This window comes from Escherichia sp. B1147 (genome assembly GCF_001660175.1).
GTDB lineage: Bacteria > Pseudomonadota > Gammaproteobacteria > Enterobacterales > Enterobacteriaceae > Escherichia > Escherichia whittamii.
Genome location: NZ_LFHY01000018.1, coordinates 130728 through 145519, shown reverse-complemented (window position 1 = coordinate 145519; position 14792 = coordinate 130728). Strand labels below are relative to the sequence as shown.

At 47.4% G+C, this 14792-nt stretch carries 10 protein-coding genes and 1 CRISPR repeat array (1 of these 11 only partly in view); all 10 genes read right to left on the bottom strand.

Features of this window, described 5'->3' with window-relative positions; translation table 11 throughout:
• Positions 1 to 445: 445 nt before the first annotated feature.
• On the bottom strand, positions 446 to 1459 hold the full coding sequence (locus tag A9180_RS19455) for a fimbrial protein (protein WP_064530190.1): 1014 nt from the start codon (positions 1457 to 1459) through the stop codon (positions 446 to 448).
• An 11-nt stretch (positions 1460 to 1470) separates the two neighbouring features.
• On the bottom strand, positions 1471 to 3957 hold the full coding sequence (locus A9180_RS19450) for a fimbrial biogenesis outer membrane usher protein (RefSeq protein WP_064530189.1): 2487 nt from the start codon (positions 3955 to 3957) through the stop codon (positions 1471 to 1473).
• A 14-nt stretch (positions 3958 to 3971) separates the two neighbouring features.
• The gene (locus tag A9180_RS19445; RefSeq protein ID WP_064530188.1) at positions 3972 to 4652 is read right to left on the bottom strand and encodes a fimbrial assembly chaperone; all 681 of its coding nucleotides are present in this window, start codon (positions 4650 to 4652) and stop codon (positions 3972 to 3974) included.
• Positions 4653 to 4706: 54 nt separating this feature from the next.
• Complete coding sequence (gene yehD, locus A9180_RS19440) at positions 4707 to 5255, bottom strand: fimbrial protein YehD (protein WP_064530187.1); 549 nt, start codon at positions 5253 to 5255, stop codon at positions 4707 to 4709.
• A gap of 378 nt (positions 5256 to 5633) precedes the next feature.
• Positions 5634 to 6188, bottom strand: a complete 555-nt coding sequence (gene cas6f / locus A9180_RS19435) for a type I-F CRISPR-associated endoribonuclease Cas6/Csy4 (RefSeq protein WP_064530186.1) — start codon at positions 6186 to 6188, stop codon at positions 5634 to 5636.
• Between the two features lie 10 nt (positions 6189 to 6198).
• Positions 6199 to 7200 carry a type I-F CRISPR-associated protein Csy3 gene (gene csy3, locus A9180_RS19430; protein WP_064530185.1) on the bottom strand — a complete coding sequence of 334 codons (1002 nt, stop codon included), beginning with the start codon at positions 7198 to 7200 and terminating at the stop codon, positions 6199 to 6201.
• Between the two features lie 10 nt (positions 7201 to 7210).
• A complete protein-coding gene (gene csy2 / locus A9180_RS19425; RefSeq protein WP_064530184.1) occupies positions 7211 to 8134 on the bottom strand; it encodes a type I-F CRISPR-associated protein Csy2 in 924 nt (307 codons plus the stop codon).
• On the bottom strand, positions 8131 to 9438 hold the full coding sequence (csy1, locus tag A9180_RS19420) for a type I-F CRISPR-associated protein Csy1 (protein WP_064530183.1): 1308 nt from the start codon (positions 9436 to 9438) through the stop codon (positions 8131 to 8133). The genes csy2 and csy1 overlap by 4 nt, the downstream gene beginning before the upstream one ends.
• Before the next feature lie 327 nt (positions 9439 to 9765).
• A complete protein-coding gene (gene cas3f, locus A9180_RS19415; protein ID WP_064530182.1) occupies positions 9766 to 12999 on the bottom strand; it encodes a type I-F CRISPR-associated helicase Cas3f in 3234 nt (1077 codons plus the stop codon).
• Complete coding sequence (cas1f, locus tag A9180_RS19410) at positions 12996 to 13979, bottom strand: type I-F CRISPR-associated endonuclease Cas1f (protein ID WP_064530181.1); 984 nt, start codon at positions 13977 to 13979, stop codon at positions 12996 to 12998. The genes cas3f and cas1f overlap by 4 nt, the downstream gene beginning before the upstream one ends.
• 170 nt (positions 13980 to 14149) lie before the next feature.
• Positions 14150 to 14792: a CRISPR direct-repeat array (repeat unit 28 nt; unit sequence TTTCTAAGCTGCCTGTACGGCAGTGAAC) (it continues 285 nt past the right edge of the window).

The window sequence follows — 14792 nt, the reverse complement described above, 5'->3', positions numbered from 1 at the left end:
TTTTCGCATGTTGCACAGCCTGGCGGGGATGAGAAGCCCGGACCCGGGTTCGACAACTGGCGGCAGCCAGTTGGACAGACCGCGAACGCAGTGAACGGGCTGCCCGCAGGGCGAGCGAAGCGAGTCAATCCCCGCCTCACCGCCATATTTTAAGAAGAGCTCGTACGAAAGTACGGGCTTTTTTTTCGCATGTTGCACAGCCTGGCGGGGATGAGAAGCCCGGACCCGGGTTCGACAACTGGCGGCAGCCAGTTGGACAGACCGCGAACGCAGTGAACGGGCTGCCCGCAGGGCGAGCGAAGCGAGTCAATCCCCGCCTCACCGCCATATTTTAAGAAGAGCTCGTACGTAAGTACGGGCTTTTTAAGTATTGAACGCCTTAAATAAAAAACACGTACTTCCTCTTCGAAAGTACGTGAAAATCAGTGGCTGATCACCATACCCATTAGTCGTAAGATACGGCAAATATCGCTTTGCTTTGGACTTCTCCAGGCTGTAGTGCTTCCTCCTTCACGCGGACATATTTCGCGGTAATCGGGAAAGTGTACTGATTCTCAATGGCCGCCATTTTAGTTAGTTTGTTCATTAGAGTATCGCCTAACTTTAACGGTGTCGTTGCGTTACCATTATAAATCTGGAACCCAACCCCCTTAGCACCATCGGGTAATGTATTTTTCAGTATTGTTCCACTATCATCCCATTCACCACGCGCAACTTTAAAACTTACTGGATTAGTCGTGACGTTATAAACACTGTTGCAATTTAAAACCAGATCTATAGAACCTGATTTTGTGTTATTGGCAGATTGCATCTCACTTATCGTTGTTTCTGGCATTCTTATTTCATAAGTCTGTTGCGAGAAACTACAGGTTGTGGGTTTGTGTTTGATGCTAAATTCTATATTCTGAGTATAAGAAACATCACTATTTAGTCGCCCAGTAACCCAACATAAAAGCCATGATATGATATTATTATTGCAAGAGTTATCTGTTAGTATGCTAATAGCGGGGCGCGGAATGGTTATCTTGTCGATATTGGTGGTTATTGTATGGTCGACTTTACTCGTTGGCCCTACATATTCGGCCTTAAGAGTGAACGGCTTGGTATTTATAACATCCTGAGTGTTATATTCTTTTGGAGAAGAACTCAAGGAATCAGTTCCAGTAGAAACAGGAAAACTACTACTCTCAAGGTTAAATTTCATAAAAATTGACTTCCCCGAATCCGACTCTCTAAGTTCAACGATATAATCTTTTAACGGTGTTGCATAATACATTTTATCGCTTGTTGCATTACATGTGAACGCATCAACTAAATTTGTATTAATTACAGCCGTTACCGTATCTTGTGCCATATCTAGTTCTATCGTTTGGCTTGCTGTTGTATTAGGCCCCAGGGTACATTTAGCCTGCCCAAAAAATGGAAACACCAGTAAAAACAAAAACCAATATTTCTTCATAAACAAATCCTTTAACGACAAATATAAACTTTATTCTCATTAATAACGTTATCAAAGGTAATAGTGCAGAATTGTTCCTGCTGTTTATTAACCGAGACGCGAATCGACGCGGGAACATCATTGGTGCGAATAAATATCCGACTTCCCTGTCCAACTAAGCCCACATTATTGCCGCTTTCATCTTCAACCTCATAACCAAACGGCAACGGAGAGCCATCAGGACGTTGGGAGAGGAAATACCAGGGTTTGCGTTTATCAGTCTCAAACTGCGTCATCACTACCGCACCACGATATGGAACGGTGCTTTTGCGGTTACCCAGAAGCGCCACATCGTTTTTACTGTCTGCAATATCCAACAGCAACGTGTTTTCACGATACGGCGTCAGGTTGTCATAAATAGCGTAGCCTTTGCTATCCGTGGTCAGGTAACGATATCCCTGCACCGCCGCTCCCTCCAGCCCCGGCGCTTTGACAATAGCGAACGTATCGGAAAGTCTGGGAGCCAGTGCAACCCCGTCCGACCACGCGACTAAACCGCCTTGAATATTACCGCTAATCTGTTGATATCTTTTCGACTGGCTATAGCTGCCACCAATAGTCGCCAATGGCGCACGCCAGGTTAGGTTTCCACCTGCTGTTGTTTCGCTGCCCTGGTGTTGATGGCTTAAGTTAGCCCCGTAGCTGAACTGATCGCGACTCCCCGCTACACCGTTGAGGCTGGTATTATTCGACCGGTAGCCGTCTTTATCAAAAGTGGTCGAGTTAGAAACAAATAAATCTCGTCGTTCTTCAGTGATTCCATCGCCCCACGAGAAGGGAATTGAGAAATATAAGTTAATGCGCCTATCTTCGCGGTTATCTTCATCGTAGGTCTGGCTAACAGACAAGGTATAACTAAGGCGTTCCCAGGAATTCGAATAGCTGAGTTGATAATCTTTCCCTGTCCCATCGCGTTCCCAATAATCCCGCCATTGACCGCTGACCGATAAATATCCCCACTTTTCCGGTAATGACTGGTTTATGTTGACAGAAAAGCTGTTCTTACGACCGAAATCATACTGATAATAGTCGGCAATATCATAAACTGAGTCATCTTCGCGATTATATCTATTCCTGTTATTTGCCCACACGTGATCGTTAAAAGTACGATAATCCCGAGAAGAGTAACGCCATGCAGCCAGAGAAAATTGCGTCCCACTCTGTGAGAGATATTTGTTCCAGGCAACCTGATAACTTTGACCATTAAATACATCACCGTTATCTTGCTCACTGTGTGAATGGGTAAAATCAACCGATACAGCACCAATCGGTGTATTCCATCCTGTGCCGAGAACAAACGATGAGTAATTATCAGACAGCTGCGTGCCAGCATACAGTGTCAGCAAATTATTAAGACCATACTGATAGCTTCCCTGAATAAAATCCGACTGATTGCTGGCTCCCTCAATACGGCTACGTCCGGCAGCAAATTCATATTTCGAAACGCCCGGTTGCAACATATTTGGCACCGATGAATAAGGTACACGATAACGCGAAACCGAACCGTCAGCTTCTTTAACGGTAACTTCCAGATCTGCACCACCACCAGCAAGTTGCAAATCATCAATGGCGAATGGTCCTGGCGGAACCTCTTTCTGGTAAATCACAAAGCCATTTTGTTCGATAGTGACAAGTGCGTTACTCTGGGCAACTCCGCGCACCACAGGAGTAAAATTCTGTTTAGAGTTCGGCAACATTTGCATATCGCGCCAAAGGCGTACACCGCGAAAACGCACTGAGTCAAAAACATCAGAACCGGTATACATTTCACCCGCACGCAATGTGCCAAGTATTTGTGAAATTCCGCGCTCCAGATATAACGTGTTACTCTTCCATTTACCGCTGCTCTCGTCACTTTTCGTATAATTGGCATTTGAATGCAACTGCCAGCCCAGGAGATTTAACCCACTGTTCAGATTTAAATAGCTACTTTTATTATCTCCTCCATGCTTATAATTGCTGTAATACTGACTGGCATAATAAGAAGTATATAATGCGTTAATCCCGCGATCCCATGCCTCAGGCGGGACATATCCGCGTTCATACTCAACGACATAGGCCTGGGGTACACTTAACTTCAGGTTGAAATGCCCAATATCATAGTCGACGCGGCCTCCCTGTACTGCATCCCGAAGTGGTACACATTCAATGCTTTTATCGACACTAATTCCTTCAGTGAGGATCCCTATTTGCTTTAACTGATCCCAGGATAGACATGTAGCATCCGGATTATCTTTAATATCGACATTATAGTGTCCGCGCCACTGATTATTCAGGTAAACATCCATATCATAGATACCGGGCATCGGCTTATCACTATTAATATGATAGTCAGAAATTTTTTCCCCATTTAATCCGCCAATCATAAAATGGGTGTCAAATGTTTCATCTTTAGCCCATGCAGATGACGTTGCCAACACCGACAGAATAGCCAGTGTAATAGAATTAAGTTTAGACATAATCAATCCCTGATCTATTTGACAGTTTTTACTTTTTCACTCAAATAGTTTCCATTATCATCAATAAGCGTAATTGTATATTGATTGATAACAGAGGCAGTGGAAATAGACTTATCTGACCAGGGTGCTAACAACAACGTTTCCTTATTTATCTTTACATTCCCACTCAACTCAGGAATAGTTATCCAGTTTGCGGAGTTGTTTTTAATATTAATGCCGCCAGTGGCATGTTTAATACTCAGACGACGAAAACTTTCTTTATCCACACCAGTAAGTCCCTCTGGGCGGTAGATAAATTTAATACGGTTCTGCATGGCGAATTTTATGCCATTCTTATCTTCTAATTCGGGGCAATTAGGTGGGATGTCTAGCACATTAAGGAAGAACAGGCTTTCGCGATCTTTAGGTAGGGTATTCGCCAATTTTTTGATTTTGAGTTGTTGCCCCTCGCCCTCTTTTACGTGAGCCACTGGTGGCGTCAGCACGAACGGAACATGAATTTTTTCTGGGGGCAGGCTGGTATCGCCATCATCAATCCATGACTGAACCAGGGCGCTACGATTACCTTCATTCATTAACTGAACGGTAATCTCTTTTTTTTGTTCTGGATAAATAACGCGAGTGCCGTAGATATAAACGCCGCCCCACGCAGGCGTGACCATGCCAGCTAGCAAGAAGGCTATTAATTTTTTCATGATAACAATCCTTGTTTGAGAAATCGGCGACCGCAGTCGCCGATAAACACAGTATTAATCTGTCACGACAGTCATTGTCAGAGCAGAGTTAACCGGTCCAGCAGTCACCGAACTACCTGATTGAGCATATTTCGCGCTGAAATTTAATGTATATTCATTAGAGCTATTTTTTTCTAACGCAATACTTTTATCACCTTCAATCTTTTGAGGTTGCCCATCTGCACTCTCATAGTAGACAGCAAAACCAGCACCATTTGGGTTTGCCGCTGTATTAATGGTGATATCGCTACGATTTGCATCAAACTGACTTCTGGAAAACGTAATTCTGGGTGCCTCGTCTCCTGTACATTTCACCGTCAACGGCACAGTTGTTTTATTTGAATAACCATTATAGATAAATCCGGCACTTTGGTCTTTAAATTGATCTGCACCAATATCGTTCATAGCAATAGTGGCCTGGCTATTTCCGATAAATTGGCAAGTAGTCCCGACTACATTACCGGTAATAACTAACTCACCCTGTTCACTCCCCTCCTCTGCAAAAGCCCCTGCACTCATAAAAAGAGAAGATAATACTGCAACTGCAATAATTGAACGTTTCATAGTCTATTCCTTAACTAATTTATTCCAGGTGATTGAGAGTCTCTCTCCTCTCGGAAATAAATTTCGCAAATTACATTTTCTATCGCAATGTAAACAAGTTGTTTTCGTGATTCAAATCAAATTATCAATAACACATAACAAACAAAAAATACCCATATAAATATTTACCTTGTTTACTATTCGGCGTTATTTGATGTGTTTAGAAGATAAATTAATACGCATAATCAATTGCGGACACTTTATTTAAAATAATATCCGTATGCTGATGAAAGTGTTGGGTATTGAATTCTTTATGCCATTTCCAGCCTGGAGGAGTCTTTCAATAGACAAAAAGACCTGACTGTAAGGCCAGGTCTTTTATACATTACAGCTAACCAATCAAAACCAGGGAATAGTGGCGGTTGCGCTTAATCCATAACTACTGAATCCCCCTTTAACCGGTTCCGTAAGCAAATCCCCGTGTCGGATAAACAATTTGAACTGCTGCTGACTCGACAAACTCTTCATATTAAGAAAAGGTAAATCGGTCCTCTGTTCAGCTTGCGTCGCCAGTCGCTCAATCGCCTGTTCTTCAGTAAGCCAGCCTTTTTTCACTGAACGCCTTAACAGACGCTGGGGGTTACTTTTAACCTGCACACGGCTTACTACTCGCCAGCCCTTTATTTCTGGAACGGGAGTGACAGGCGAACATTGGCAATAATCCGTAAGTCCTTTACGCCACGCTGAGGCTTCAAGCGCCTGCAATGCCTGAGGGCTTCCATGCAAGCGTAAACGCGCTCCAGGCATAACATTAACGTCCGGGAAACTCACGCCGATATCACCTTGCCCCCTTGCACCTAATACCCGATGCAGTTTGGCAAATAACGCCGCCATCAACATTTCGCTCGAAAATTCAGGATCTGGCAGAACGCGGATCTCAAGGTAGTGATCCATTGGCAGCTCCTTATTCCGATTTCTCACCAAAGACACCGCCACGGATCAGCACAGCCATCACGTAGTGCTGCTGCGCAACTTCTGGTTTCATCCCTTTAGTCACCCAATTATCCAATAAGGTATAAAAATCGAGTTTTTCTTTCGGTTGACGGCAGGCCACACCGCGACTGGTTACAGAACCGTAAGGTTCCACGGCGATAGCCCCCAATTCATCAACTTTCGGATGCCAGGTATCGATGGTACGTAAAGCATTGCCAATCTTCTGAGAGTGGATTCCGGCAATGCCAGCCACCTGATATAACACGCGACTTTTGCTACTGTTGCTGTCGAGTACCAGCTCCTGCGACGGGAAAACTTCTTGCCCGGCACCAAGACGAACCTGCGCTTCAACGGTAAGCATTACCCACTCTTTCCCGCTTAATCCTTGTTCAATCGTTGACGCCAGTTTTGTGACGCTACTCTGGCCCTGATCAAATTGACGTAAAGAGAAGTCATGGCTGTTAAAAGTCCATGATTTGTTGTTCGCGGTGACTTTCACCTGAATTTGCTCGGCACCGATACGGTTACGCCACAGAAAACGACCATTTGCCAGATTCAGGGCATAGCGAAGCGCCAGCTCTTTAAAGCCATGTTCGCTGATATAACCTTCAATAACGTCGGAAAGCGCCTCCTGATACGCCATATCATTACATACTGAAGGTGAGGATAAATTACCCAGCACGCGCAGCGTAAACATCACTTTTAGCGTATCAGCATCAACCGGAAGCGCTGCCACATCTACCCGCTGCAAGTTGGCTTTTTGGATTTCTGCATCCAGTTTGGTGGGGTCGCTGGTAATCGTGTTTTTCAGGCGATTGGAGATGGTTCCGCGTACCGCTTTCTCCTGAATCTCAATAGGTTGCCATTCATTTCCTTGCCAGTTACCTGCGTACATCACCGCGTCAGAGGTTGCCAGTTTGCGCTCAAATGCCAGTACTGACGCCGTTTTTACTGCTACAGGGGCCTTTGCCATAATTATGTCCTTATTCTGTATCGTCATCTTCATTAGTAGTAGGGTCGTCAACGACTGGTATTGCCGAGCAATAGTAACCAGTGTCCGTTGTACGGTAGCGCCACATCAGCGGTTGTAAGTCAGTAATGCGATGTAATCCGCGCCATTCGCCAATGCCATAAACCGCTTCGGCAAAGGCAAATGGCGTCACGGTATCGCGCGCATTTTCAACTTCACCGGGAGCGTAAACAGGAGATATGCGTTGGTAACCGCACATTAACGGCACCAGGAAACCAGGCATTGGCTTCGGCTGGTATACCCATTGTGCGCTGTTGTCTTCTGCCGGAGATTCGGCCTGATATTTAATGGCGGCAAAATCAAGCCAGGCATCAAGCAACGATATGTCGGGATGTTGTTGGTGATGTTCAGCCAGCCATTCGCTGCGATCGTAAAGCGCGTAACCAGGCATTAAACGCCAGATGATTTTACGCAGTTGCTTTTCATCTTCAGGAGCATGAAAAAGCTGCGGTTCGCGCATACTGACAATGCTGCCACCCGCCAGTTTATGGCTCTGGCAAAGCACTTTCAGATGGTCACACAGGGCTTTTCTACCGTATTCACCATTAGTAATTTCACCATTACATTCAATAAGTAGAGAAACCGTCAGGTGCATACGCCCCTCTTCATTGAACGACGCGGTTTTACCTTCTCTGGTTAATGGGTTACGGGTGAGCGCAAACTGAAAATCGCGCCCGGAACTGTATGCCTGAATATGCTGTTCATGGCTTACTACCGCACAACCGTTAAAACTCACGCCAAATTCGTCCACCACCTTGCGAGAAAGCGCATGAACATAACCGAGAAAATGGGTCATCGACGGAAATCCCCAGGTCAACCCGGAGACGGCGTTAGCGTTTTCTATGCGTATATGGGGTAACAAGAGCAGATAACTCATTTCAGCGCCTCCTGCAAAACGGCTTCCATTTCACGCATCCGTTGAGTAAACAGGGACTGACTGCGCCACTCCCTTTGCTCGACAGCACCGACATCGAAACGGGCTTTTTTCAGGCGATAGTTCAGCCAGCGCGCAAAGTCATCGGCGACCGTCCTCTGCCAGTCGTTTTTCTCACGCTCCAGTTTGAAAGCCTCATCTGACAGGCTTCGCCACGGGTCCAGCCAAAGCTGCTGGTGACGTGGTAAGTCTGGTGATTGTGCTGACCAACCCTGCCATTTTTCTTGCTGAAAAGAGGATGCCTGCATGAACAGCAGATCAATCAACTCATCAATATATTTCGCGCGCGCAGTACGGATATGAACATTGTTTATGTCAACCTTCAGCAGATAAGTCATCCGGGCTATGATGCCCGAAGCCGCCCGATTGAAATCGCCGCGTAAGGCAAAAATACTGTGCATGTTGTGTGGTGCACGAGTCTGCGTCGACCAGGTGGGGGGCATTGATGGTAATAGCCAGATACGACCACCACGAACACTGTTGAGCAGAGAGATATTCTGCGGTTTTGTGCCTCCAAAATGCATTTCGGCAAGATTAGGAAAGCGGATATCTGGCTGGGAGTGCCATTTTCCTGCTTTGTGGGCATCGCGAATGGCTTTCGATTCCTCGCTAAAACGCACGGCAATTAGTTTTTCATACATCGCCTGCGCCAGAGAACTGGAAAACAGCGGGCATAACAGGTGATAGCCATCATCGACAGGGAAATAGATTTGTTTTGCCAGTTTATGGCTGACAGGCTGTACAAGTGTCCATGCCTGGCTAAACCCAGTTACCCACTGCTCCAGTTGAGCTTCATCCTCTGCAAACGTGCTTAATGCCTGATAATCACCGCACTTAATACTGGCAAGCAGTGAATCTCCATTGACATCGGTTTGTAGCAGTTTTGCGACGTCCAGTGCGGCGGCGTTGCCAATCGCGTCAGTAGCAACATTCGCCAACGATGCCGTGTTTAAATAGCTTTCGTTAACGGAGGTGTCCAGATAAAAGCTGCTGGCTTTAGAATCACCATGACTAAATTTAGCGCCATGAGTGACTAACTTAATTTGCCCGGCACGCTTCGCCGCATCCATTAACCAGTTACGAGGCTGGTAACGCGCCTCGAGTTCCTGCCGCTCCAGAGCGATAACGCTGGCGTCCTCGCCCTGTTCCAACCGCTTTGCTGCTTCTTTTTCAAAGGCATCGATTTTGGGTTGCCTTCGCGAAGCGATGTAGTCAGTGATAAATTGTATTAGCGCCGTTTTTTCCATTTCGGCTCCTTTCGTTAATCCATCAAATTGAAGTTGCTCCCTGATTTCACTGAAAAATCTCCGTAGCCCAACCAGGCTTCAGTACAACGACACACACAGTAAAAGGGACAACGCCCGTGGTGATAATCATGGATAGTTCACCTAGAGGTATCTGCGTTTTAATCTAGTCAAATCCATGCAATAACCAATGGTGATATTACCATGCATAAAATATTTGCCACGCAATGATTTAACAACTAACATTCGCACACTGCCGTTGGCAGCTAAGAAATAGAGGTATCTCCGGATACGGACTTGTAAACTGCCGTACAGGCAGCCAGCCCTCCGTCACAGGTTACGAAACACGCCCAACCAGGGGTGATAACGCCAGTCATAGACCGCATCTTCTTCACTGGTCGGTACCCTCACTTCAGCAAACATTTCCCCGACGCGCTGTATTTCACAACCTTGCTTATCCGCTAAATTCAACAAAACTTGTTGGTAATCCATCACACCCCAGCAAGCGACACCGCTGGCGCATCTCACCTCTTCTCGCCTGAAATTCCCTTGCGCTTTACGCTCGTAGTCGCCCGTATGGGAATAGAAACGCGCTTCGCTTTCTTCATCATCCATATGCAGAAAAAACACGGCCTCCGGCAAAGGGGAATATCGAAATGGCGTCTGGCGTTGCATCCAGCCGTTCCAACTTAGCGGTGCACGCCACCATTGCGCCGCTACCACATGTTTGCTTTTACTGCTCATCAATTCGGCGGATAAACGACTATGCTCAAGCTCCGCCAGTTTGTTGTCATTATTGGCAGACAGGATCCGCGGCAAGGCGTTAATCGTCCGGTAGTCCGCAATCGGAATCAGTTCGCAAATATCCTGGCTATTCAGCAAACGATCTTTTGTTTCAAAACCCGGCTTACAAAATGCGGGAACTTTTTTCTGCAACGCTTTGATATTGCTTCGTAAAATAACCAGATTCTCACTGGTCGGCACATTTCTGCGGTGGCGCTGAATACGTCCGGCAAATTGAATAATCGAACGCATGGAGCTTGGTTCAATAATTCCCCAGTCCGCATCCCAGTCACGCCCGACTTCTATTACTGATGTACCCAACACTACAAAAAGATGGTGCGATTCCGGACTTTCATATAAGGCTTCAGCAATATCTTCGTTGTTCCAGAAATCTTGTTCGTTATGACGGGTAAAAGCACGGTCCAGGCGCTTTTCAATATCTGAACGCACCGCCAGCGGATGTCGGGAGTGGTAAACACAATAATGAATACAAACATCTTCTGGGGATGGAATGGAAATCAGGGCTTTGGTCACTGCAACCAGTGGATTGATATTGGCGAAGCGCACCAGGCCCAGCGAAACGGTTTTGCCGCTTTCGTGCTGCTGGCGATGCGCCTGATGCAACTTCAGCATTTGCGTATGCACCGTCTGGGCCACACTTTCGGTGACATCTTGTATCGCACTCAATGCAGGTGAAATTGAAGCAATACGCCCGAAATGCAGTCGCTCTTGTTCAGCCAGCATCACCGCTCGTCGTGCAACAAATTTTGCATGTGCATCACGAAACCCTGGCCCATCGCAAATTTGCGTTGCATCAGCATCTTTTTCATCAAACCAGGCACAGCAGATATTGACGGGCCTGCCGCTCGTACCACATGACGCCTGCCACATTTTGCGACCCGCAAGATAAGCCGCGAACAGTGCCTGAATCAGCCCTGGCGGCAGCGTCGCCGAGGAGAGTAATACCCGCGTTCCCAGCATCCCGGCCCAGTTCATCAAACGGCATACCGCATGAAGATCGGCAATATCAAAGTCATCAGGCTCGTCGAGCACTAAATCGCTGGTTAACAGACGTAACATCGCCGGAAGCTGTTTTCCGCCTCGCACACCTTCCGTCGCGGAAATGAGATGATCAATCGTCGCGACCAGAATCGGCGCGCTCACTAGCTCCTTAAGTTTGCTGTCATCCTGCAACCATTTGTCCAGCGCCCCGGTATGCAGGCTACCTTCGTACTTAACGAACTGTTGCTCCTCTGCTGGCGACTCTTGCGAAGCACTCCCACAATCACTCTCTATTTTTTCCTGTTGCCAGAGTTGTTTAACTGCCGCCGAACCAATCAATACAGCCAGCTCATCCTCACCCAATCCAAGCCGACTACGTAGAGCATCGCCGGTTTGCAAAGTCAGCGTACGCAATCCCAGCGCAACGGTAAAGCGGCACCCTTCGCGCTCATCGGCAAGTGCATACATAATGCGAGCATTAGCAAAGGTTTTACCGCATCCCGTCGAGGCCATATTGACGCCGAAAAAGCCCTCTTCACGACTTCGTTCACGTAACGCTCGCGCCACATCCCAGGCTTTATCTTGCCAGCGATACTTCGCATCCGAGGCTCGCTGGCTAAAACCTTTATGCCGGGCAATTGCCGGAAGCGATGCCCGTGTGTGCATCAGTTGCCGCCCAAGCAGGTACGCATGATGCGCGACGCCCACAAGATGCTCATCTACCCGTTGTTTGAGAGCGCCGCTTTGACGATCGCTGTTTGCCCAGACGATATAATCCGGGTCTTGCCATTTTTGCTGCGCGTCGCTGGAGGAATAGTAATGATCGGCAAGCATCAGGCAAAAACGCGCCATATGTAATGGAAACAGTTGCTCCATCTGTCCCCATTCCTTTAAACCGTTGGAGTTACGCGCACGGCGGGCTATCTGACGCGCTTTTTCTCGCCAGCTTGCACTTTGAAGCGGCGTTCCTGACGGAAACTGCCAGACTTGCTCGAAATCCTGTTGCGTCCAGTCATTCTTGCGGTGGTTAATGGCATTCCAGTCCGCATTGAGTTGCTTCTCCAGCCAACTTTCACAGCCTTTGCATGATTGTTCTGGTTGTGGAGAAAGATTCTCCGGCATTCGATGATGGGAAAGGATCAGCCAACCTACCGTTTTGGCGAGTGGTTGCAGTGAACTGAATGGACTATTTGAAAAATGAGGTGTGTCTTTTTGCAGGCGCTCAAGAATCGCAGTTTCATCATCAGCCGTTAATTCCCCGAGTTTCTCCAGCCAAACATCGTCTGACTGTTCACCAACAAACGCCTGGAAAAGCCGCAATGAGATCCATTCATGCCGGTAAGGTTGATAACTTCGTGCGCTCTTTTGAGTCAGGCTTTGCTGAAAGCTGCGCCCTGATTTACCAAAATCATGAAATAACCCTGCGATGGCCGCCAGCAGAGCAATGCTCTCCGCGCATTGCCAACGGTTTTCGTCCTTGTTCACCAGGCTGGTTTGCGTTGTTCGATTCGTGGGAACGCGGCCCTGAGCATTAAAGCGACGAATATTACCGACAATCCACATCAACTCCGTTTGCCCATTCTTCTTCAGCCAGTGACAAGCAACCGCTGTATTTCGTCGGGCGGTTTTGCGCAATAAACGGCGTAACGTATTAACACCTTCCATGGTGATCACTGTTTGCCAGGCTGCATCACCGGTGCGTTCGGCAAACTGGTCAATAATGCGGCAACTTTCCACGCGAGCGTTTTTCGTACAGCGCGAGATAATCAGGACATTCATTGGTCAGCCTTAGCCAATGCCTGGGCCGTTTCCTGCAGAGAGGTGATCATGACATCCAGCGCATCCGCTTGTTGAAAGATACTGATGCAGCGTTGACGAAACTCCTGAGCATCTTCTCCCGCCATTGCGGCAATAAATGCTTGTGGCATAACCAGGGCATCTTTAATCAGATCGGCGAGGTCAAAAACGAGTCCGCCGCGACGTGTTTTACCGTGCATTACTGCTAAACCGTGCGGGATCCCGGTTACCCACGCTGCCACTGCTGCCAGGCCGTAAGCCAGATAATTCCCCTGATCGAGGAAGCGGTTAGCCATATCAATCCCACCGCCCCGCTTTGCGCGAGTAAAGTCGCCATAGGCCACGGTTTGACTCACTATTTTGTAGAGTGCTTTGGTCAATTTGGCCTCTACGAGCATAAGCTGCGTATGGTTTTCTGCCGCATCTATTTCTTCACGAGTACGATTTAGCAGGGTCTGCAGCGCATTAGCATCAGGCTGAAAGGCGTGTTCACGCTGCATTTTCGCGCTGGTCCAGTGCTTATCGATATGTGTCAGGCGGATTAACTGAAAACGTTTCGCGGCGGCAAGTCGTTTATCTTCAGCAAACCAAAAAGAAACCCACTGCTGAAGATATTCAGTAGGACGATATTCGCTTTGCGGACTGAGCCAGGAGACATCAACATCAACTTCATTTGCCGAATACAGCGGCGTACCATCCGTACCACAAAAGCCCACCATCACCCCGGCATGGGCAAATTCGCGCATCGCCGCCTGAGTAACGGATGTTCCCATCCCCAACATCAATGCCGTGGTATTCGCAATGGGGATATTCCAGTAGTACGACTCCTTACCTTCACTGGTAACATACTCAACCCGCCCACCATTCACCTGCACCCGGCATTTTTCCAGATAATAAATATTGGCTCGCTTAGAGTGGAGAATGGCTTTGAGGTCAGATGGGGTAAGGTATTTGGAAGACATAAACACATCCTGTGATTATTTTTGTTTGACGACGTCGAGGTTAGTACAGCATTGATTTCTGTGCGATAAATTGATTTTTATCGCAATTATCACAATTGTTATTGTTTGCTGGGGCTAATGGTTTGAAGTTGAGAGCGTCATAACACGACCAAACGTCTACCATTATCGTATTGTGAAGCTGCCTGTACGGCAGTGACCCAGACGTGCTGGTGGGCGGCACGCCCTGCCATTTCTAAGCTGCCTGTACGGCAGTGAACATCGTCATGACCTGAGAGACGATGCCTTCGGGCTTTCTAAGCTGCCTGTACGGCAGTGAACGTAACTATTTATCGCATGACTCATAATCGCTTTTTCTAAGCTGCCTGTACGGCAGTGAACGTGGTCACCCGGTTTGAGATTGAACGACAGCATTTCTAAGCTGCCTGTACGGCAGTGGACGCGTTGCTCAGGCATGTTTTTATAATTGCTGCTTTCTAAGCTGCCTGTACGGCAGTGGACGTAGAACGCCAGATGACTGAGAAAGAGCTTGATTTCTAAGCTGCCTGTACGGCAGTGAACTGGATGAGCCGAAATGAAGCACGCGTTCTGGATTTCTAAGCTGCCTGTACGGCAGTGAACCCCTCGCAGGATCCGGGTAACGACGGCACGATTTTCTAAGCTGCCTGTACGGCAGTGAACGGAATACAACGTGTCTTTTTTCGCGACAGGAATTTCTAAGCTGCCTGTACGGCAGTGAACCCTCGGGGCTTTTTATTCAATCTGCCACTGCTTTTCTAAGCTGCCTGTACGGCAGTGAACCCTGCTCGGTATCCC

Bases quoted from the DNA above. Each gene is read 5' to 3' on its own strand.
- cas3f (WP_064530182.1), bottom strand. From the start codon at position 12,999: ATGAATGTCCTGATTATCTCGCGCTGTACGAAAAACGCTCGCGTGGAA.
- csy2 (WP_064530184.1), bottom strand. From the start codon at position 8,134: ATGAGTTATCTGCTCTTGTTACCCCATATACGCATAGAAAACGCTAAC.
- yehD (WP_064530187.1), bottom strand. From the start codon at position 5,255: ATGAAACGTTCAATTATTGCAGTTGCAGTATTATCTTCTCTTTTTATG.
- A9180_RS19455 (WP_064530190.1), bottom strand. From the start codon at position 1,459: ATGAAGAAATATTGGTTTTTGTTTTTACTGGTGTTTCCATTTTTTGGG.
- A9180_RS19445 (WP_064530188.1), bottom strand. From the start codon at position 4,652: ATGAAAAAATTAATAGCCTTCTTGCTAGCTGGCATGGTCACGCCTGCG.
- cas1f (WP_064530181.1), bottom strand. From the start codon at position 13,979: ATGTCTTCCAAATACCTTACCCCATCTGACCTCAAAGCCATTCTCCAC.
- cas6f (WP_064530186.1), bottom strand. From the start codon at position 6,188: ATGGATCACTACCTTGAGATCCGCGTTCTGCCAGATCCTGAATTTTCG.
- csy3 (WP_064530185.1), bottom strand. From the start codon at position 7,200: ATGGCAAAGGCCCCTGTAGCAGTAAAAACGGCGTCAGTACTGGCATTT.
- A9180_RS19450 (WP_064530189.1), bottom strand. From the start codon at position 3,957: ATGTCTAAACTTAATTCTATTACACTGGCTATTCTGTCGGTGTTGGCA.
- csy1 (WP_064530183.1), bottom strand. From the start codon at position 9,438: ATGGAAAAAACGGCGCTAATACAATTTATCACTGACTACATCGCTTCG.